General features: G+C 62.4%; 13 protein-coding genes and 1 pseudogene. 8 read left to right on the forward strand and 6 right to left on the reverse strand.

Going from position 1 to position 21,167, the window contains the following annotated elements; all coding sequences use genetic code 11:
• Positions 1-17 precede the first annotated feature (17 nt).
• Entirely contained in the window at positions 18-902 is an 885-nt protein-coding gene (locus tag STROP_RS07175) for a glutamate ABC transporter substrate-binding protein (RefSeq protein ID WP_011905328.1), read from the reverse strand.
• Between the two features lie 55 nt (positions 903-957).
• A complete protein-coding gene (locus STROP_RS07180) occupies positions 958-1,704 on the reverse strand; it encodes an amino acid ABC transporter ATP-binding protein (protein WP_011905329.1) in 747 nt (248 codons plus the stop codon).
• Positions 1,705-2,083: 379 nt separating this feature from the next.
• On the opposite strand from STROP_RS07180, the gene STROP_RS07185 reads away from it, so the two are divergent.
• The 8 genes and pseudogenes from STROP_RS07185 to STROP_RS26420 all read left to right on the forward strand — a co-directional run.
• On the forward strand, positions 2,084-2,563 hold the full coding sequence (locus tag STROP_RS07185; protein WP_011905330.1) for a hypothetical protein: 480 nt from the start codon (positions 2,084-2,086) through the stop codon (positions 2,561-2,563).
• Positions 2,564-2,647: 84 nt separating this feature from the next.
• Positions 2,648-4,846: a hypothetical protein gene (locus STROP_RS25590; protein ID WP_051423030.1), complete on the forward strand. Its 2,199-nt coding sequence runs from the start codon at positions 2,648-2,650 to the stop codon at positions 4,844-4,846.
• Positions 4,847-5,884: 1,038 nt separating this feature from the next.
• A complete protein-coding gene (locus STROP_RS24670; RefSeq protein WP_148217335.1) occupies positions 5,885-6,349 on the forward strand; it encodes a hypothetical protein in 465 nt (154 codons plus the stop codon).
• A gap of 647 nt (positions 6,350-6,996) precedes the next feature.
• On the forward strand, positions 6,997-7,296 hold the full coding sequence (locus STROP_RS23765) for a WXG100 family type VII secretion target (RefSeq protein WP_187151588.1): 300 nt from the start codon (positions 6,997-6,999) through the stop codon (positions 7,294-7,296).
• A gap of 74 nt (positions 7,297-7,370) precedes the next feature.
• Positions 7,371-7,655, forward strand: coding sequence for a WXG100 family type VII secretion target (locus STROP_RS23770; protein WP_080516574.1), 285 nt, complete (start codon positions 7,371-7,373; stop codon positions 7,653-7,655).
• Positions 7,656-9,956: 2,301 nt separating this feature from the next.
• Complete coding sequence (locus STROP_RS23260) at positions 9,957-10,451, forward strand: YbaB/EbfC family nucleoid-associated protein (protein ID WP_028680611.1); 495 nt, start codon at positions 9,957-9,959, stop codon at positions 10,449-10,451.
• Positions 10,420-10,815, forward strand: a complete 396-nt coding sequence (locus STROP_RS24680; RefSeq protein ID WP_148217337.1) for a hypothetical protein — start codon at positions 10,420-10,422, stop codon at positions 10,813-10,815. The genes STROP_RS23260 and STROP_RS24680 overlap by 32 nt, the downstream gene beginning before the upstream one ends.
• 8 nt (positions 10,816-10,823) lie before the next feature.
• Positions 10,824-11,189, forward strand: a pseudogene (locus tag STROP_RS26420) (WXG100-like domain-containing protein); the annotation flags it as partial.
• Positions 11,190-12,166: 977 nt separating this feature from the next.
• Here STROP_RS26420 and STROP_RS07200 read toward each other — a convergent pair.
• The 4 genes from STROP_RS07200 to STROP_RS26430 form a co-directional block, all read right to left on the reverse strand.
• Positions 12,167-13,171: a hypothetical protein gene (locus STROP_RS07200; RefSeq protein WP_050764968.1), complete on the reverse strand. Its 1,005-nt coding sequence runs from the start codon at positions 13,169-13,171 to the stop codon at positions 12,167-12,169.
• Between the two features lie 543 nt (positions 13,172-13,714).
• Positions 13,715-15,319, reverse strand: coding sequence for a hypothetical protein (locus tag STROP_RS24685; protein ID WP_050764985.1), 1,605 nt, complete (start codon positions 15,317-15,319; stop codon positions 13,715-13,717).
• A 4,297-nt stretch (positions 15,320-19,616) separates the two neighbouring features.
• The gene (locus STROP_RS26425; protein ID WP_476649545.1) at positions 19,617-20,405 is read right to left on the reverse strand and encodes a hypothetical protein; all 789 of its coding nucleotides are present in this window, start codon (positions 20,403-20,405) and stop codon (positions 19,617-19,619) included.
• The gene (locus STROP_RS26430) at positions 20,402-21,028 is read right to left on the reverse strand and encodes a hypothetical protein (RefSeq protein ID WP_148217338.1); all 627 of its coding nucleotides are present in this window, start codon (positions 21,026-21,028) and stop codon (positions 20,402-20,404) included. The genes STROP_RS26425 and STROP_RS26430 overlap by 4 nt, the downstream gene beginning before the upstream one ends.
• Between the last annotated feature and the right edge of the window lie 139 nt (positions 21,029-21,167).

A 21,167-nucleotide genomic window follows, 5' to 3' on the forward strand; every position in this document is an offset into this window, starting at 1 on the left:
AGATCAGTCAGGTCGAATCAGTAGCGGACGATGGTCGGCGGCGTGCCCAGCTCGGCACCGAACGTGCCGGCGGTGTCGTCCCAGGCCGTCTGCCAGCTACCGTCGGTGAACGCCTCCTCCAGGATGTCGTTGATGAAGTCCCGGAACTCGGCGTCGTCCTTCTTCACCCCGATGCCGTAGGGCTCCTTGGTGAAGTTCTCGCCGGCCAGCTTGAAGGCGTCCTCGTCGTCGGCGATGTAGCCGAGCAGGATCACGTTGTCCGTGGTGACGGCGTCAACCTGGCCACTCTGGAGCGCGTCCCGGCACTTGTCGTAGGTGTCGAACGGCACCAGCTGGGAGGGGATATCCTTGAGGTACTTCTTGATCTCCTCGATCGGCGTGGAGCCGGTCACCGAGCAGATCTTCTTCGAACCGTCCTGGAACGACTCAGGACCGGTGATCGAGGTGTCGTCCTTCTTCACCATGATGTTCTGGCCGGCCTCGTAGTACGGCCCGGCGAAGGAGACCCGCTCCTTGCGCTCGTCCTTGATCGTGTAGGTAGCGACGATCATGTCGACGCTGCCATCAGCGATCTTGTCCTCACGGACCTTCGAGGGAGTCTCCACCCACTCGATCTTGTCCTCGGGGATGCCGAGCTCCTTGGCGATGATCTTTGCGATCTCGACGTCGAAGCCTTCCGGCTCGCCCGACAGACCCTTGAGGCCGAAGCCCGGCTGGTCGAACTTGGTGCCGATCTTGATTGCCTGGGCCTCGTTGAGGCGCTCCATGGTGCTGCCGGCGGCGAAGGACTTGTCGCTACCACCGTTGCCGGTGTCCTCACCGGCGTCGTCGCCACCGCATGCGGTCAGGCCGAGCGCCAGTGCGGCGACCGCGGCGAGCACCGCCGTGCGCTTGGTACGCATATCTTTCTCCTTTTCGACGGGGCGCGCCAGGAGTGGCACGCCCGCAACGGACGCACTAGTGCGTGAGGATCTTGGACAGGAAGTCCTTGGCCCGCTCGCTGCGTGGGTTGGCGAAAAACTCCGTCGGAGGTGCGTCCTCGACGAGTTGCCCGTCGGCCATGAAGACCACCCGGTTGGCGGCGTGGCGGGCGAAGCCCATCTCGTGGGTGACCACGACCATCGTCATGCCCTCGCGAGCCAGGGAGGTCATCACATCCAGCACCTCCCCGACCATCTCCGGGTCGAGGGCGCTGGTCGGCTCGTCGAAGAGCATCGCCTTGGGCTGCATCGCCAACGCCCGAGCGATCGCGACCCGCTGCTGCTGACCACCGGAGAGCTGGGCCGGGAACTTGTCGGCCTGGTTGGCGATGCCGACCCGGTCCAGCAGGGCCAGGCCGCGTTCGCGGGCCGCCGCCGACTTCTCCCGGCGGACCTTGATCGGCCCGAGGGTCACGTTCTCCAGGATGGTCTTGTGCGCGAAGAGGTTGAACGACTGGAACACCATCCCGACCTCGCTGCGCAGCTTCGCCAGGGCGCGGCCCTCGGCTGGCAGTGGCTGACCGTCGAAGGTGATGCTGCCGGAGGTGATCGGCTCCAGTCGGTTGATGGTGCGGCAAAGCGTCGACTTGCCGGAGCCGGACGGCCCGATCACCACGACGACCTCGCCGCGCCCGACCGACAGCGAGACGTTGTCCAGTACGTGCAGCGGCCCGAACCACTTGTTGACCGATTCCAGCACGATGAGCGGTTCGCTCGTCGTCACGTCGTCTCACCGTCCCTGTCGTCACGGATGGGAGGCCGAATGGCCTCCGGTTGGCAAACTCTAGGCGGGGAGTTGTGGCGTGGGGTGGTTCAGATGGTCACGGAGCAGTAACACCCTCCGTGATGAGCGGCGAGGCCGCTTTCTGGCCGCTGGTTGAGGCACTCGCCGGGTCGGGTTGACTCCGTGTCGTGCCGTGGAGCGCCGTCCTATACCCGATAAAGTGTCATCTTCCGGCTGGTTGCCGCATCATCACTCGAGGGAATTTTGCCCGGAATGGTCACAGACCGGTAACTTGCCCCCGGCTGGGGTCAAATGCCCCCCACCATCGTCAGTAAGGCCCGGTCCGGGGCCGGTGAGACGATCGCAGCGAGGAGGCGGCATGACCGAGCTGTGGAACTGGAGAATTGACCAGGTGCGGCCGGCGGAGGTCTGGCCGGCGCTGGCCGAGGCGCTTGGCCGGGTGGTGATGCCGCTGGCCGTCGCCAACCCGGCACGCCTGCCGAGATACGCCGTGGTCTGCGACATCTGGCAGGCACCGGGAGAGTTCGCCACAGTCGTCGACTGTTACGGCGTGCCGGACACCCTCGCCGAACTGCCGAGCATCGCGACCCTGGCCCGTCTGCTGGACCGCAACTGCGTGCTGCGCGACGACACCCTCGACGAGACCCGACACCTACTGGTGGCTCCGGACGGGACGATCCGCCCGGTGCACTTCGACGTCCGGGAGGCCGACGACGGTGAGGTGCTCAGCGGTCAACGGCTCTGCACCGAAGCCACCCCGGGCTGCCGGGGCTGGTCCCGGTGTCAGCGCTCCCGCTGGGCCCCCGACTCGGTGCTACCCGCCCTCGCTGCCGCTTGACCTGCGTGGAGTGCGAAATGTTCGGGAACCGTTAGGGCCGCCGACAATCGACGTACGGTAGCCGGCACCGTACGATCAGCGTCCATGATCGAAATGTCGGCGCAGTGGGCTGGTCAGGTCTTGGTGGTCGGTGCCGAGGCGGAGGTCGCTCGGGTCGCCGCACACGTCCGCCACCCTCCCACCGAATCCGGCCAGAACACCGTGCTGGTTGTCGGCGACGACCTACGTGACTGGGAACAGCTCGCCCCGACGCTTACCCCGCATCTGTGGAGGTTGGGCGCTTCGGTGCACCTGGTGTCGGCCCCAGCGACGAACCCGCCGCCGGTTGCGTCCGCGCGTCGGCTCGGCGAGGAGCTGGGCATCGAGGTGATCGCCCCCGACGGGCCGCTTCTACCGGCCCGTGACGGCACCACATTCGTACTCGGCCCCGCCGCGTCCTGGTGGAGGATCGTGGTGGGAGCCGCGGCGCAGCCGATCGGGCCGTACCACCCCATCCCCTGGTGGGCCGAGCCGTCGCCAACCGCCGGCACCGGTTGGGTCGCCCTTCCGGCCGGTGGCTGGCTGCCCGGCGGAGAGCAGCCGGAAGCCGCGGACCCCGACGACCTCGTCCTCGCGGTCCCGCGTCATGACTCGCTGTTCACGATGGTGGTCGGTACGCCCGGTCAGCCCCCGGTGGCTCGGGAGACGCTACTGGCCACCGTGGCTGCCCTGCCCGCACCCGTGCGGGAGCGGCTCCTCGTCGTGCCCTACGGCCCCGGGCAGGCAGACGCCGCCCCCGCGCTGGCCGACACGTTCGGCGTCTGCGTCTACGGCGCCGACGGACTGCCCGGCTACGGCCCGGAGGGCGAGATCGCGGTTCGTGGCGTTGGTGCCGAGGGCGGGGTGGGGCCGCGTCGACTCGTTCGGACCTGGGCTCACCCGCCGAACGGGCACCCCCACGTGGCGCAGTGGGCCGGTCTGGCGGAGCTACCCGAGAGCGCGCCGGGCGTGGTGAGTCTGGCGGAGAAGATCTCGGTCGAGGCGGTGCGGGCCGGGCTCTGGGTGCGGGAGGCTGACAGCGCACCGGGCGAACACACCCCGCGTCACCTGCCACCGGAACCGGACAACCTCGTCGTGCTGGTCGGCACACACGCGGCACCGCCAACCTCCCCGATGTTCGCGGAGGTTGATCGGCTACTCGGGCTGCTCACCGCGGAGCACCGGGAGCATCTGCGGGTCGTCGTGCCGACCGGCACCGACGGCCTGGCCCTGGAGATCGCCCGCACGACGGCCGCGACGTGGACCAGCCGAAGCGCGCTACTACTCGATCCGGATGGCGTGCTTTCGTCGGTCGCCTCGGCCCCAGCCGCCGAAACAGCGGAGGAAGCGCCGGTGCCGCCCGAGCAACCACCCGCATTGCCTGACGAGCCACTGGCTTCGCCCGGCGATGTGCCCGCTTCATCCGAGGAGTGGCTGGCGGAGACGACCGTCGACCCGGCGGCGGAGGCGCCTTTGCCGCCGGCCCGAGTCTGGCCAGACCAGCGCAGCACCGCAGCGCAACGCCATCGGCTGCGTGCGGCACTCGGGACGTACTACGACCTACACGCCCGGGTGGTGGCGCGACTGCTGGCGCAGCATCCGGGTCTGCGCGTGCTTCCCGCCGGGGACGAACCCGATGCGCTGATGACTGACCTGATCGCGGTACGGGCATTCCTCATGGGCGACCGGTCGTCCGTGGCGGCGGCACTGCGCTCGACGTCGGATGTGGGCGATCTGGCCTTCCTCGCCTGCCTGGCGTCCGGGCTCAGGCGGCTGCCCAGCTATCGCGGGGTGGTGTATTCCTCCGTCCCGACGCAGTACGCATCGCACGTCTACCCGGAGGGCCGGTCCTTCTGGGAACCGACCTTCCTTGAGGCATCCACGACTCGGGTTGCCGCGGGTGCCGAGATGACGGACCTCGTCGTGTGGTCCAGCAACGGTCGGCATGTCGGCGGCGTCGTTGGTGGGGGGGATACACACCGGGTGGTGTTCCCGGCCTGGTCCCGCTTCGTCGTCCTCGGCCATCGGCCTGCGGGGAGTGACCGCTGCGCTGCGGTCTTCCTCCGTGATGCGCCGACCGAGTCGGGGCAGGTCGATGCGGCGAGAAACCAACGCCTTCGCGAGCGACTTGAGGCGTTGACTGCGGCCGGTGGAACCGCGAGCTGTCAGGCTGCGACCGACCCCGGCTGGGCGGAGAGCGGTGAGCTGCCGGGTTGTGACCAGACGGGGCGACCGTATCAGTCGGGGAAGCCGTTACGTGGTTGACCAAGCAGGTCGTGCGGTGTGTTTCGGGCTTCCCCGGAACGTTAGCGCTCGCCGTCTGCATGCCGAGCACGGCACGGTCGCCGCATCGTCATGGGCTGTCACGCCCCACGACAAAACGACGTGGTCAACCGGGACGTCACGCCCCGGAGGTCGCCGAATCAGTTGTGGGTCGTAGGCATCACCGGGTCCTGAGCCGGGAGGGCAGGGGTGTGCGCAGTCGCGCCGGACGCTCTTTCCTGCCTGCTTGTCGGCTGGTCCATCGACGTCACACCGGCGGCCACGCTGGTGACCAATGGTTTAGCATGACCTTGGTGTAAGCGGATCCCTTCGGAATCTGCCGAGTCGAGCGAGTGGCCAAGGCCTTTCAACGGCCCGCTCCGTGACCGCTGCCGCAGATCGGGCAACCAGTCAGTACCGTCTCGGCCGCTGTGGCTGGTACCCGGGGACAAACCCTGACCATCAGCCTCGCACGCCACATTCATGATCTTGAAGCTTCTGTGACCACCCTGAACGCGAGGTGACCGCGGGCTGAGCGCGGCACTGGAGCAAGCGAATTCATCGCAGGTTTATCAAGTTGTGTCCCGAGCGTGGTTCCCATGCTTGTCGTATTTCCCATATCTTACATGTGTCCTGAATGGAAGGGTTGGTTGGAGTTGGTTACGCTGCGATATGTGGCTACCCTTGCCGCCGTTTGCCGTCAGTCCTTATGGCGTTCGTGGTCGACTTGTCGATAGAAATCTACGCGCCGCGCGCCAGTGTCGGACTTCGTCAAGTTTGGCGTTGGGGCGCATGCCTGTCTCACGCCGAGGTGTCACCTTTCGGTACCGCGGTGACACCCGTTGCTAGCGAACTATTCCGCTAACTGGGACCTCCGATGAATCCTGTTCTGGCTGGGCGGCGCAGAACTGCGGCACTGGGGAATAATTGATTGGAGCTTCGAGAAGCGTCGGGCAAAAGGGGGATCCCGGTTGTGATGCACTGGGTGGTCACGTGAAAGACGGGTAGTGAAAGGATCGTCGAACGGAGGTTGCGGGAGCTATGTCGTACTACTGGCCAGGAGGGCTGGGAGAGGGAGGTAGTAGGCCACCGAAGCCTAATCCCTATGACGGCGATGGTGGTGCGAGTTTCGACCCGAGGGAGGTGCCAGACCACGAAATCGGATGGGATAGGAAAAAATATGCAGGCGAGGACCCCCCAGAGGGAAAATTTGTGGTGCATACGCCTGCTTTAGAGCATTTCGCGGACCAGGTGGAAAGGCTCCGAAAGCCGCTCACGGAAGCATTTGACGAATTGAACGCGTGCCTTCCGTTGGCCGCAGGCCGTTTTAAGATTGCCGATCAAATTAGTGATGATGGAAATAGCCTTCGAGAAACCTACTTGAGAGGTATCGCGACTATGCGAGACGGACTGCAAGATATTGAGGACAGAGTGAGAGAGGATGCGGAAATCTTTAAGGAGCTCGAAGAGGCCAACACCGGTGTCGTGACGGATGAGGCTCCGTGATAGTACATTGGCCTGACATTTACTCCTAGAGGGCCGCCTGCTAACGAGTCCACAACAATTTCCTAAACCATCCGTATTGGATGTTAGAGAATGACAGCGGGTTGGATGCGTTGTCGTCCACATTCGCCTCGGGCCGGCCGGCAACCCTCGGCGATAGAGAGATGATGCAGGTGTACACGTGATTGTGGGGTTGGACCCGCGTGCGCACGCGTTCGGTTTCGTGTTGTGGACCCGTCAACTGATATGGGGCTTGATCGCGCGTCTGGCCGATGGTATGACGCGTCGGCATGGAACTGCTCGGGTCCACCGGTCGGATGCCGGTGCTGACCATGATGCCGAAGCCACCCCAGACGCGCCACGGACCACACGATCTCATCACCACCGTGACCGGAGCTACTCGATTACGGAATGGCTCTGGCCGCCAACGAACAGTAAACGTCTCAACGTTGCAGCTTCCTGGAGTGGCTTTGTCGCAGCTTTTTGGGAGTGGCTATTGAACATTGTGCCGGAACATGGTCTGGTATGTAGGTGGTGAGGAGCAGGGAGGCGAAGCCCCCTGTCGCCGAGTGCTGAGCCAGGGACTTCGCGTTGTGGAGTGAAGGCTTGCCACTGTATTCACCAGTTTTGACTCGCATGGAGGAGGTATGGTGAGCACCAAAATCCAGGTAGATACCGATGAGATGGCTCGTGCAGGCGACCGCTTCGACGATGCTGGGGATTTTCACTCGAGAGAAAACAAGAACTTTGCCATTGTTTTTGAGAGGCTACGCGGGGCCTGGGCTGGGGAAGCGGGTGTTAGCTTTCAGGGGAACGCAGCACAGTGGCTCGCTAACTATACAGATGTGATCGATGCTCTCTATCAGATGCGAGAAACCCTGGGTGGATCTGAAAAGAGCTATCGTGAAACCGAATTGACAAACAGCAGTGGTGGCCTGGATTTGAGCTAGCATAACCGGGATCGAGGAGTCCACTACAAGCAATAAAGTCGTGATTAGCAACTTCGGACGTACTATCTGGAGAGATGATGGCATCGTTCTCGATTGACATATCGGTTGCTGTGGACATCGAAGACCAGTTGCGAACGGCGCAGCGTAGAATCGCAAATGACCTGAATGAGTTGGAGGGGATCAAAATGGATGGGTGGGACGGTGAAGCCAAGGCAAACTATCTCCAATGTCAGGCAAAGTGGAGAGATGCGGCAGACAAAATGACCGCGAACCTAGAGCTGATGGCGATGGCGCTGGGACGTGCAACTGACAATTATTCCAACGCTGAAAAATCGGTAGCCAGAAGTTGGGGAGGATAGTAGCCAACAGTTTGGCGATCGCAGCCGTGGTAACTGGAGTCGTAGCATAAGTCAATTTGTTTTAGCGAATGCTCCGAAGCCATACTTGGGGGCCAGCGATCAACCACGCTGATCACGGCGATCCCTAGCATCCGTAGCTGCGCTTCTAGTCCATGAGTCGTGCCTCCCGGTACTCGCCTCTAACTCCTGCCGAAGTCGGCGATGCAGAAACTGCTCGGAAGGTCCGGCTTCTTGCAGGGAGCCGCCACTAACGGGGTGAAAGTGTCCTGATCTGGAGGCCATGTTCTCTTCCATAGAAGCGAATTCAATCTCGTGGCCGGTGGGGCCAGTGGATGAACCCGTCGCTGGTCTCACCGACGTGGCGATGTGAATGGGAGTCAGACGTGGTTAAGGCGAAAGATCTTTCTGGCGATGAAGACGCCTGGATTTGGAAAGAAATCAAGGCAGCAGTCAACGGTGGGTCTGAGATCGCAGCCGGCGACGAAGACGCCAGAGACACAGCTCAAGGTGTTAGCAACCCTAGTACATTCTATGACCTGGCATCTGCTCTTGCTAAGGTAAAAGCTACACTCGTATATTGCCGTGATGTCATTAGTTTCAGTGCGGACGACATTGCGGGGGAAGAAAGTCAGTGGTTTAAGGGGGAGGCTGCTGCGTATTTTCATGCGCACATGATGGCTGTCGTAGACAGTTTCGATTCGTATATTGTCGGCCTAGAAGAGGACCTGGATGCGAGACCGGTGCGGCATGATGTCATTGCGGAACTAACTCACGCGGGCAATGAACTCGGCAGGGCGCGCTCGTGGCTACAGGAAATAGACCACCACTACGCCAGCGAAGCAAAACGGCTAGGTGCGGAGGTGATGGACAATGGCCTCATCCGGGTGTCCGACCGTCCCGATGTCGTAGAGCTGTTGAACCAGGATATGCGAAGGGTGTTCAAGGGGCTTAAAGAAACGTATGGGCTTGCGGTTAATAGCATAGATTCTAGCGAAATTGCCCCCATGCCACCGCTTCCTCCGCCTGAGAAAGCGCCCATTAGAGACCCTGGTGTCAGCGTTGACACAGAGCCAGTTGACTTGGGCATTGGTGGCGATTCGGTGCGCCCGCACGCGGCACCTTGGGGCGGTTCGGGGTCTGGTGGTGAGCCGGTGGAGTTTCCTGGCGGGTTGGGGTCTGGTGGTGAGCCGGTGGAGTTTCCTGGCGGGTTGGGGTCTGGTGGTGAGCCGGTGGAGTTTCCTGGCGGGTTGGGGCCTGGTGGTGAGTCGGTGGAGCTTCCTCATGGTTCTGAGGGTGAGGGCTTTTCGGATTCGAAATTCTCCCCGAGCGATGGCTTGGGAGGCTCTGATTTCGGCATCGCCCCGGGCACGAACCTGGCTGGCGCTGACACGCTTTCCCAACCAAGTCCGTTCCTGGGAAGCCAGACCGGGCCAGGAGCTCTTGGACCCAACAACGGCACACAAAACCTCACCACCCCTACCGCTTCTTTCGCCCCTCACTCTGGCGGTGTAGGTGGTGGGGGTCCTATGCCGTTTGTGCCTGGTGCGCCGGGGGGGTCTCCTCGGTCGGGGGGTGGTTCTCGGTCGTCTGGTTCTGTTGGTAGGTCGTCTCCTGCTTCGTTTGTGCCGGGTCGTGGTTCGGGTGGTGGTGATCCACAGAAGTTGAGGAGGGGGCCGGTTCTTGGTGGTGGGGGTCCTATGCCGTTTGTGCCTGGTGCGCCGGGGGGGTCTCCTCGGTCGGGGGGTGGTTCTCGGTCGTCTGGTTCTGTTGGTAGGTCGTCTCCTGCTTCGTTTGTGCCGGGTCGTGGTTCGGGTGGTGGTGATCCACAGAAGTTGAGGAGGGGGCCGGTTCTTGGTGGTGGGGGTCCTATGCCGTTTGTGCCTGGTGCGCCGGGGGGGTCTCCTCGGTCGGGGGGTGGTTCTCGGTCGTCTGGTTCTGTTGGTAGGTCGTCTCCTGCCTCGTTTGTGCCGGGTCGCGGTTCGGGTGGTGGTGATTCGTTGAGGAGGACTGGCGATACTGGCGGCCAGCGAAGCTACTCGGCCGGGCCCGGATCGGCTAGTAGAGCCGAGGGCCCCAGCAAGCTGCGCAAGGCCGCTGGCAACGGCGGAGTCCCTCTTGTGGGCTCCGGTGCTCCGCCGGCTGCCGGAAAGGATGCCAAGCGGGAGCGAAAGACGTGGCTTCTCGAGGAAGATGATGTTTGGGGTGCACATCCTGAATCTCCTGCTGGACCAATTGGACGCAAGGACCGCTAGAATGTGCCGCATTCTACTTTTGGTCGGTAGATGTGCATGAGAGGGATCGATGCTGACGCCTTATGATGCGGAGCTAAGTCAACTCAGGGCGCGATACCGTGCGCAGCGGACAGCATTGGGTGAGATGCAACGTGCGTTAGCCGAACTTTCGGCAACAGTAATCGGTGTACAGCGGTGTGTTCAGGTTACCGTCGATGCCTACGGACAGCTCGTTGAATTGGGATTTCCTACCGATGCATACCGGCAGATGGCGCCGCAAGAACTTGCCACTGCGGTTTTCGCTGCAGTGACGCAAGCGCAGGCCGAAGCCCGCAAAGCGGCAAGCCAGACACTGTCTAGCTATCAATCCAACAATTCCCTACTTGAGCTGTCCTCGAGCGAGGAAGACTGGTCTCGACTTATCCCGGAGGACCTGCCAGGGTTGGATGAGCTGCTGGACTCACTTCGAGGGAAAGACATCGAATCTGCTGATTCTGCTCCGGAGCCCGGCACTGTCACCTGGAGCACTCGGAATGGATGGGCTGGACACGCCGGTGAGCGGTAAATTTTGGGCCGACACTCAGCGGCTAAAGACGAGTAGCAGCGGCTACAACCGCCTTGCTGATCATCTGGCTGCCGCGCTGGAATCCTACCAAAGTAGGGCTTCAGAAATTGGCAACTGTTGGGGCGAGGACGAGATGGGGCGCACATTTGGTCAAACCTATGAAGCTGGTTCTGCTGATCTCGAAAGAGCGCTTGGCGATTTAGTTGAAATTGCCGCCAAGATTGGTGAAAACGTCGCCGGAATGGCACGGACGTTTGAAGCGGCCGACGTCGCTGCGCAAGATGCGGTGGATGTTTTTGAGAACGCCAGCGAGAATGTGGGGAGTGGTTTCGATTCCCGGCCCGGAGGCGGGCGCCGGTCATGACATTGACCATGCCGTCAGAGTTGCAGTGGCTGGCCAAAATTGTTGTAGGTAGCGACTGGCCTCAGGGGGACGAGGATCGGTTACGTGAACTCGCGCTCCTGCACTACAGCCTAGCTAGCAGAGTCGTGGAAGTCGCTGACGAAATTGAGGGTACGGCCAAGGAAGCGCTGAGTGCTTTCGAGAGCCTCGCTAAGGAAGACTTCCGGCGGTTCAACATCGCCTTTCGCGACGGCATGTTAATTCTCTCCCAATCAACTGTCTCACTTGGGAAGGCATGCGAAGATATCGCGCGTGAGATCGAATATGCAAAATTAATGGTGATAGCGGCGCTAACCATGCTGGCTTATGAAATCTGGTGCGCCGGTAAGATGGCGTTCGCTACCTTTGGCGCCTCAACCGCAGCGATTCCGGCGATGCTGTCGGCCACCCGAGTCACCGTTTTGCAGATAATTCAAAAGATGTTCACGGCGATTTCTGTTATTGTTAGTTCGATCGCCATGCAAGTGGGAATGGATGCGTTCGCGCAGGTCACCCAGATATTGAAGGGGACTCGCGTTAATTGGGACTCGAATAAGACTGAGCAGGCTGCGGTCGCAGGAACTCTCGGTGGCGTTGTTGGCCTCGGGCTCGGAAAGCTTGCGGATATTACTCCGCGAATGTCGCAGACTCTTCTTGGTCAAATGGCTTCCGGTGCACTCCACGAATGGGGAACCGAGAGCTTAACTGCTCTCGTCTATGGGGGAGGCGCCAGCCTGTACTCAGCTACCGCCGGGGCTGTTGAGGGTGCAGTGGATTGGTCTGGTCGACGAGGCGGTGCCAATTGGCGAGGCGACTCCAGTTCAATTGACGATACATTGAAGGACGTTCCGAATTTTGAATCACTAAAGGAAAGCTTAGATGATGGGCTGGATGGTGGACCCGCGTTGCCAACCCTGCCCTCACAGACCTTCGGTCGTGAATTAGATTCGGAGAAAGCAGGTTACCAGCCTTCGTCGCCGGAAGGCGAGAACCGAGATCCCAGTAGAGCAGGCCCATCCACCGACTCACCGAATTTCGAGACTCCGACGTCACTCGCCGGCCAGGATCTAGCCGGGATTGCTGACCCGCCGGTCACTTTACCGTCCACCAACTCGACACCCAACTCGACGACCGTCCGAGACGCAGGAACCGTTGTCACTGGTGCAGGATCTACGGCCTGGGCGAGCCCTACTGGACTGTCGGGCAAGGACACCGTCGCTGGTCTGACGACGCCGTTAAGGGTACCTACTGCACACTCGGAGCCGGCAAAGTCTCAAGCGGCCAGGTTGGGTCCGGAGACGTTTACTGCGCCTAAGCCTGGTCATGCACCGTCTCAGACGCCGGCGCTCAGGCCTACACCGCCTACGTCTACGTCTGCCTCAGTGCCTACGCCTACGCCTGTGTATGCGTCCGCGTCCACGTCTGCGCCCGCGTCCGTGTCTGCGCCCGCGTCCACGTCTGCGCCTGCGCCCGCGTCCACGTCTGCGTCTGCGTCTAGGCCGGCGTCCGTGTCTGCGGCCGCGCCCACGTCTGCGCCCGCGCCCACGTCTGCGCCCGCGCCCACGCCCGCGCCCGCGTCCACGTCTGCGCCCGCGCCCGCGTCCACGTCTGCGCCCGCGCCCGCGTCCACGTCTGCGTCTGCGTCTAGGCCGGCGTCCGTGTCTGCGGCCGCGTCCACGTCTGCGGCCGCGTCCACGTCTGCGCCCGCGTCCACGTCTGCGCCTGCGCCCGCGTCCACGTCTGCGCCTGCGCCCGCGTCCACGTCTGCGTCTGCGTCTAGGCCGGCGTCCGTGTCTGCGGCCGCGCCCACGTCTGCGCCCGCGCCCACGTCTGCGCCCGCGCCCACGCCCGCGCCCGCGTCCACGTCTGCGCCCGCGCCCGCGTCCACGTCTGCGCCCGCGCCCGCGTCCACGTCTGCGTCTGCGTCTAGGCCGGCGTCCGTGTCTGCGGCCGCGTCCACGTCTGCGCCCGCGTCCACGTCTGCGCCCGCGTCCACGTCTGCGCCCGCGTCCACGTCTGCGCCTGCGCCCGCGTCCACGTCTGCGCCTGCGCCCGCGTCCACGTCTGCGTCTGCGTCTAGGCCGGCGTCCGTGTCTGCGCCCGCGCCCACGTCTGCGTCTACGCCCGCGACTGCGCCCGCGCCAACACCCACGTCTGCATCTAGGTCCGCGCCCGCGCCTGTGTCTGCGCCCACCTCCGCGTCCACGTCAGTGTCTGCGTCTACGTCCGCGCCTGTGTCTGCGTCTGCGCCTACGCCCGCGTCCGTGTCTGCACCCACGTCCGCGCCTGTGTCTGCGCCCGCGCCTGCGCCCGCGTCCGTGTCTGCGCCTACGTCCACGTCGGTATCGGAATCGTCAAAGCCTGGGTTTGGGTCTAGGTCCTCTTCTCCGGGTGGGGTGCCTGGGCCTGTGGGTTTGGTGTCGTCTGGGATTGGTGGGGGTGGTTTTAAGGGTGCGTTGGTGGGTCTACGTAGGGTTGCTGCGGTATCGCGAGTGGAGACGGAGCGTTTTGATCCGTTGCGTGTGCAGGGTGGCGATGGGCGATTCGGCGGGTTGGATGGTTTTGTTTCCCGGATTAGCTATGACGTTCGTCGGATGGAGGTGGCGGATGGTTTGTGGGTTCAGGAGTATACGTTGAGGCTTACCCTTAGGGGGGATTCGGGTTCTGTTGCTGCTGTTCGGGGTACGGTTGAGCGGGTTCTTGAAGGCGGTTTAAATTCGGGTTTGCGGTTACCTGGGGGTGAGGTATTTCAATTGCGGGTCGAGTTCGATGGCTCTGATCCGCATGGTGTGGTCGAGGTGCATCCCGGCGGTGGCCGTTCTGATCAGGCGAATTGGTACGCGGAGGATAGTGCTGGTGTTGTGGCTCATGAGCTGCTGCACTATCTGGGTCTGCCGGATGAGTATGTTGATAATGCGACTGTGTTCCGGTCTGCCGAGGGTTCGCGGATTCGTAGTGGTCTTGAGTTCGAGCTGGGGGGTGGTGGTGAGGGGGGTGTTATGGGTGCCGCTGCTGTTTCTGATTCGTTAGTGTTTCCGCAACGGTATATAGATCGCATTGGTGAGATAACGGCTGCGAATGCTGTGGTGCGGAGCACACCCTTGTCGGCGGTGCCTGGCTTGTTGCATTCGGTGGTGGGTGAGGACGGTGTGGCGTCGTCTGGGCTGAGTGGGGAGAGATCGGGGAATGAGCGGCAACGGTCTGGGGTCCGGCCTTCGCCTGCGCCACCTGACGCAGACGCGGACGCGGACGTAGACGCGGGCGTAGACGTAGAAGCGGGCGTAGAAGCGGGCGCGGACGTAGACGTAGAAGCGGACGCAGACGGTGTGGCGTCGTCTGGGCTGAGTGGGGAGAGATCGGGGAATGAGCGGCAACGGTCTGGGGTCCGGCCTTCGCCTGGGGCACCTGACGTAGACGCGGACGTGGCTACGTCCGCTTCTACATCCGCGTCCGCTTCTACATCCGCGTCCGCTTCTACGTCCGCGTCCGCTTCTACGTCCGCGTCCGCGTCTACGCCCGCTTCTACGTCTACGCCCGCGTCTACGCCCGCGTCCGCGTCTACGTCTACGTCTACGCCCGCGTCCGCGCCTACGTCTACGTCCGCGTCTACGCCCAGGTCCGCGTCCGCGCCTACGTCTACGTCTACGTCCGCGTCCGCTTCTACGCCCGCTTCTACGTCTACGCCCGCGCCCGCGTCCGCGCCTACGTCTACGTCCGCGTCTACGCCCAGGTCCGCGTCCGCGCCTACGTCTACGTCTACGTCTACGTCTACGTCCGCGTCTACGTCCGCGTCCGCGCCTACGTCTACGTCTACGTCCGCGTCCGCTTCTACGCCCGCTTCTACGCCCGCGCCCGCGCCCGCGCCCGCGCCCGCGTCCGCGCCCGCGCCCGCGTCCGCGCCCGCGTCTACGTCCGCGCCCGCGTCTACGTCCGCGCCCGCGTCTACGTCCGCGTCTACGCCCGCGTCTACGCCCGCGTCTACGCCCGCGTCCGCGTCTACGTCCGCGTCCGCGTCCGCGTCTACGCCCGCGTCCGCGCCTACGTCTACGTCCGCGTCTACGCCCAGGTCCGCGTCCGCGCCTACGTCTACGTCCGCGTCTACGCCCAGGTCCGCGTCCGCGCCTACGTCTACGTCTACGTCTACGTCCGCGTCTACGTCCGCGTCCGCGCCTACGTCTACGTCTACGTCCGCGTCTACGTCCGCGTCCGCGCCTACGTCTACGTCCGCGTCTACGCCCAGGTCCGCGTCCGCGCCTACGTCTACGTCTACGTCCGCGTCTACGTCCGCGTCCGCGCCTACGTCTACGTCTACGTCCGCGTCTACGCCCGCTTCTACGCCCGCGCCCGCGTCCGCGCCCGCGTCTACGCCCGCGCCCGCGTCTACGCCCGCGCCCGCGTCTACGCCCGCGACTGCGCCCGCGCCAACACCCACGTCTGCATCTAGGTCCGCGCCCGCGCCTGTGTCTGCGCCCACGTCCGCGTCCACGTCAGTGTCTGCGTCTACGCCCGCGTCTACGCCCGCTTCTACATCCGCGTCCGCGCCCGCGTCTACGCCCGCTTCTACATACGTAGACGTAGACGCGGGCGCGGGCGTAGAAGCGGACGCGGACGCAGAAGCGGGCGTAGGCGCGGAGCCAGCAGTTGTTGAAGGCGACGCTTCTGCGAGCTTTGTGCCTCCTCCGTACCTGGAGTCGGATGAGTTGTTGGGGGCGGCGGAGATTGGGGAGGTGGGCGGTAAGGGGTTGACGGATGATGCGGCGGGGGAGGTTCTTTCTAAGGCGTTTGCGGATTCTTTGCCGGCGGGGTTGGATCTTGGGGAGATAGTCAATGGGGTGATAGAAACTGCTGTGGAGGGTTTGGTTAAGCGTTTCGGTGTTGCTGGCGCGGTCCGTTGGCTGTCGATGGGTGAGACTGTAGATGTTTCAGACCGGCTGAGTATTCGCTTGTCTTTGGGGTCGCCTAGATTCAGTTCGGTGTTGGCGGAGCAGGGCGCGGATACAAGTGCCGAGGCTGGTGTGTTGAGTGCTGTTGGTGTGAGTAAAGAGTCTGAGTTCGCGGAGTCGGATCTTCTGGGTGCCCTGCCGTTCAGTGTTGTGGCTTCGTCGTTGGCTGCCGTACCTATCTGGCAGGTTGCTGTCAATGCGGGCGAGTCGCGGGTCCGTCAGTCTAGCTCTGGTTTGACGCAGAAATTTACCTCTAGTGGTATTTCACCGGAAGGCAAGTGGTTCAAGGCTGCTATGGAGCCTTCGGTTGAGGTCTTTGAGGGGGGTGTGTCGCAGGATAAGCGAGGGGGTGAGTCGCTTTCCGTGAGTTTGAGCTATCCGGATTTTGTTTCTTATGAGGGCGAGCCAGTTCGTTCGGCGGTGAAGGATCCTCGCATTGGCTCGGTTCCCTCGGTCTTCCCGGAGTCGTTCGAGGGGTTGCGATCGTTACGTAGCTCGGTGCTTACGGATGATGTTCCGTCGGCCGCGCTTCAAGCGTTTGATTCGCTTCTGAAGCAGTTAGCGGCTAAGGGTGGTGGTTTTGGCCTGTTGACGAACGGTTCAATGGCCGAATCGTTCTTGTACGATGGTATTTCCGGTGCGCGTTCGGGTTCACTCAAGTTGAGTTTGAGTTTTGAGACGGTTCAGAGAATTGGCGGCGGTAATGTTGATCTTGCGCGAGAGATAGAGATTGCCGGTACCAGTGGTGATGGTAGGTCGCTGACTTCCCGCGCAGGTGTTGGGCTGTCTCAATCATTTTTTCCGGAGGTTGGTAGTAGTGATCGCGGTCCGATCCGGTTGAGGGCTGGGGTGACTGCGTCCCTCGATGGAAGTAGGTCGTGGACTGCGGCGTCGAGTAGTGAGACGACTTTGACTTCTACCGTGACGTACGAGGGCGCTGGGAAGACGTTTCTGTATAAGCTTGAGGGTAAATACCAGGTAGAGGTGAGCCTGCCGGTTGGCCAGGCTGACCCGGTGGTTGTAAAGAACGACGCGGTTGTTTATGTGCGGGTTCCGGAGAGGTTGGCGAGCCGCTTCGAAGCTACTGTGGTGAAGCCGGGTGGGGGCGGGTCTGACGGCGGGGATAGTCCTTCGGCGCAGCAGCAGGATTCTGGTAGGGGCTCGGCGGGATCAACCCGGGTTTCTGGCGGGGATGCTATCCAGGATCTTCCGACTGGCCTGTTTGCTGTCGAGTATCTGTCGGAGTCGGTTGATGGTGGTCAAACAGTCGCGAGCGTGGCCAGCGCCTTGCTCCAGGACCGCTTGACCGGGTCGCAGGAACCGTCGAGTGAGGTTAGATCGAAGCTTGGTGTTCAGTTCGGTGCTACCCGTTTGGTGAGGGACTTCCATAATTTGACCGATGGGCAGGGGATTACCGAGCTCGTTGAACTGGGGGGGCGCAGCTTTGACGTTACCGTAAAGGCGGTGGTGGGCCGTGAGCTCAAAGCCGAAGTGCATCAGGACGTCAAGCTGGATTCCTGGACTAACGCGAATTACTTGGTGACCTCCAGCCTGAAGCAGGGTGCCGGCCGGTCGCTGACGGTTGGTGCTACCGGGTTGGCCCAGATTCAGCCAGAAGTTACGAAGATGAGGGCTGGTGGCGGGGTCAGCCTGCAGGCAGCGTGGACTCGTACTCATGGCTCGGTTGCTACTTTGGGTGGCGACCGAAAAGACCTTTTGGCTTTTAGCGGTGAGAAAGTCCGGGTCGCTGAGCACTCAGTGGAGTTCGACGTTTCCGTCTCTGAGGCCCGTCCTGGGGGCTTCTTCCGTGAGGCGGAGCGAAGCGTGCGCGGGTTCCTTGGTCTGGATCGTTCGGCATCCGGCACCGTCACTGCCGCAATAAATAGCTCTGGTGTTGTGCAATTCGTTACCCCGAATTTTACTACGGGTTGGGCGGGGCCGGAGGGGGCGTCGGCGCCAACTACATCAGATAGCGTGATCGACGCAATTGCCAAAAAGGATGATCTATTCGATCCCGGTCCCGCGGCGGTCAATGTGCTTCGGCTGCGTGGGCTAGAAGCGATTAATGACGCAATCGAGAGAGTCGTTCAGGACCTTCCTGGTGAATGGTCGGGTCTCCGCCTCAAATCCCGAGAGCTGGTCAGTCATTTCGACGCTATTACCAATGGTGGGTGGAGGTTCGGTAGTCCGTCCGTCAAGCACACATTTTTTGTCGAGGATCTGGATGTGATCATTGAGGCCCAGATGTATAAGCCTCAGCGTGTCGACGTGGCGGATGGGTTGAGCCTGGAGCGGCGTAACGCTGAGAAGCTGGGCTTGGAAAGATCAACAGCTAGCGGAACTCGATTTGGTGTAAACGTGGAGCTGGGTGTCCCGCTTCTTTCTGGCAAGGTCGGTTGGACGCGGGAGACCGCGGCCAGCCGTACGGACAAGTTCGGCGTCAAACGGACGACCGGTGTCACCTATGAGAGTGACTACGCCTACTATCGCGGCGATGTGGTGTATACCGTTTCGGCCTATCGACGAAAAGTCGAAGGCGACTTCTCGAAGTATTTTCACCATGAGGAGAACCGGGATCGATCGAACTGGGCGACGGTCAAGGTGGCGGTTCCCGGTGGAGTTGAGTTCGTTGCTGCCAAACAGGTAGCGGAACGAGACGGACTCGACATGGGGGAAGGCGCGGGTGTTGATTCACCCATGTCAGAGGGCGTGGTGCCAGCGCTTCCCCAGTACGTGAAAGATGGGTTTCTGGGATCCGCAGTAGTGGAAAGTGTGAAAGGTATCGATGGTGCCGATGGCTTGTTGCCGAAGCTGACGGCGAGTATGCGAGAGAGCTATCCGGCCCTGCTGCCGAGGTTCCCAAGCGATTCGAATGCGGATTTGGAGCGGGCGGCGCAGCGTTACGTGGAAAAAGCTTTCAAGCTTGACGAACTGCTATCCCCGGTAATCTCTCCAGGTCTCCTGCCGAAGATTTTGAATGGCGGAGTCAGTCACTTTTTCGGGCGCTCTCTCGGCCCGCACAAAATGGAGACGATCGAGGTCCGGGTTCGTGGAGAGCTCCAGAGTGGGAGCGCTAGCTATCTGTCTTCTGTCAGCGATGCCAAGCTGCGCCTCGTCAATGAGGGAGACGTGAAGGCCTCGGACGGTGTGGCAAAGGCCAGCGGGATGGCAGGGTCCTTGGGGGCCGGTTACGTCTACCGTGATGGTGGTGGCGATTTGACTGAGACGGACAACAGTACCGGCGGTGGTGGACCTACCTTCAGCTACGGTTCCGGCAGTACCCATAGTGCCGCAACGGTTGAGTCTTCCAACTTCAAAATCAAGGACACCGCGAAGGCGACGGGAGTGGATCGGTTTAACATTCCCGTGAAATTCACCGTCGAAACCAGGCGGCATGTTCAGTACAGTCTGATCATCGATCAGATAGGTTGGCGTGCTGGCACTGATACAGACTCTGGGGACCGGCTGGCTTCCGAATTTGAAGTTGAGGGCAGCGTTGTCCTTGCCTTGCCAAGCGAAGGGACGGTGCCGGCTGAAGGCGCCACCGCGAGCCCGTCTGGACGGGCCATCGACATGGCAGCCTTACGTGACATGGTTCAAGCGGCTCCGGGCATGATTACCGTCGAGGCGATGCCCGATCCCAACGGCGGGCTAGCCAGAGAATTCAGGACTCTGCTGGGTGAAACCATCAACCCGCTCGGGTCTAGTCGCAGCCTCGCTGACCGTATTGTCGGTCCCGTCACCCATGGCCGGAAGGTCCTCAGTGAATTTCTCAGCGAAGGCATGCGTGCATCACACTTCCACTCCCTCCTGACAGAGGGCCGCGACTTTAAAACTGAACTAGTCCATAACGAGAACCTCACCACCAAGAAGTTTCCCATACGATTGCATATTAGTAACCTGGAAAACATTGTTCACATCGGAACGGTTGACCGAAAGGGTGAACTGGAAGTTCGAAACGACGTTGTCGAAAGTGTCAGCGACGGGCGGGGCCAAGCGCGAACTATTACTCCCGGTCTGACTGGACAGGTTATGACTGACGACGTCCGAGCCATCCTTGCTCCCTCTGTCGGCGCCACCGGGAAGGCTGCAGTAGCCGCCGGAGGCTCCAGCGGAATCGAGTACTCGACCATTACGAAACGTGACAGCATATCCCACCGCTATCGCGTAAACGTTGAATACACGCTCGAAGCGGAACAGGGCCGAAGCAACATGTTCATCGAAAGAGTCGGCCCAAAGGTAACCAGCACACTCACCGTCGACAACGGCCTCTACTTCCTCATCGCCGACGCCGACGCCATAAAACTGAACCTGCCCATGCCCCCCACCCAAATCGACACCCCGGACATGAACACCCTGCCCAGCACCAACAACTCCCCGTCGAATAGCAACCAACCAGCTACGCCTTCGTTGCCTGGGGCTACGTCGGCTGCGGCCCAACCTGATCTGGAGAAGGCTGACGGGGCCTCCGAGCAGGGCAGTGTCTCCGGTGATGATGCTGTGCCAGATGTGCGGGATCGGGTAGCTGGGCATCGGGGTGAAGCCAACATCGCCCTGGCCGGGCTGACTGAGGCGGACGTTGTCCGGGGCATGGCTGACCCTGAGGAGGCCGGGCATGGCGCGGTTCACCGGGCCAAGTCGGCGGTGAAGGATGCAGCTGTTGATGTGGACGCCTCCGCTGGTGCTGCCGCAGAGGCCTCCACGTCTGGGTCTGAGGCCTCCACGTCTACGCCCGAGGCCTCCGCTGGTGCTGCCGCAGAGGCCTCCACGTCTGGGTCTGAGGCCTCCACGTCTACGCCCGAGGCCTCCGCTGGTGCTGCCGCAGAGGCCTCCACGTCTGGGTCTGAGGCCTCCACGTCTGGGTCTGAGGCCTCCACGTCTACGCCCGAGGCCTCCGCTGGTGCTGCCGCAGAGGCCTCCACGTCTGGGTCTGAGGCCTCCACGTCTACGCCCGAGGCCTCCGCTGGCGCTGCCGCAGAGGCCTCCACGTCTGGGTCTGAGGCCTCCACCTCTGTGCCTGAGGCCCCCACGTCTGGGTCTGAGGCCCCCACGTCTACGCCCGAGGCCTCCGCTGGTGCTGCCGCAGAGGCCTCCACGTCTGGGTCTGAGGCCTCCACGTCTGGGTCTGAGGCCTCCACGTCTACGCCCGAGGCGACGACATCCGAAGAGCTGGGCCATGAGAGTGTCTTCAGCCAATCCACAGCACCTACCCAGAATCTCGCCGGGCTTTCCCCTCCCTCGCTCGGCTCCACGAGAAGCGAGGGTGCCGCGCGGCAGAAGCGTGAGGCCGCAGCGCCGGCTGCACCTCGACGCCGCAGCTGGTCTGGCGGTTCGGCGCGTGAAGGCTGACGTCCAGACGTCGCGCAGCGCCGCGTCCTGGATGGTGGCTCC

It is taken from the genome of Salinispora tropica CNB-440, from assembly GCF_000016425.1.
In the GTDB taxonomy this organism is placed as follows: domain Bacteria; phylum Actinomycetota; class Actinomycetes; order Mycobacteriales; family Micromonosporaceae; genus Micromonospora; species Micromonospora tropica.

Bases quoted from the DNA above. Each gene is read 5' to 3' on its own strand.
- STROP_RS07175 (WP_011905328.1), bottom strand. From the start codon at position 902: ATGCGTACCAAGCGCACGGCGGTGCTCGCCGCGGTCGCCGCACTGGCG.
- STROP_RS07185 (WP_011905330.1), top strand. From the start codon at position 2,084: ATGACCGAGCTGTGGAACTGGAGAATTGACCAGGTGCGGCCGGCGGAG.
- STROP_RS25590 (WP_051423030.1), top strand. From the start codon at position 2,648: ATGATCGAAATGTCGGCGCAGTGGGCTGGTCAGGTCTTGGTGGTCGGT.
- STROP_RS24670 (WP_148217335.1), top strand. From the start codon at position 5,885: ATGTCGTACTACTGGCCAGGAGGGCTGGGAGAGGGAGGTAGTAGGCCA.
- STROP_RS23770 (WP_080516574.1), top strand. From the start codon at position 7,371: ATGATGGCATCGTTCTCGATTGACATATCGGTTGCTGTGGACATCGAA.
- STROP_RS23260 (WP_028680611.1), top strand. From the start codon at position 9,957: ATGCTGACGCCTTATGATGCGGAGCTAAGTCAACTCAGGGCGCGATAC.
- STROP_RS24680 (WP_148217337.1), top strand. From the start codon at position 10,420: ATGGATGGGCTGGACACGCCGGTGAGCGGTAAATTTTGGGCCGACACT.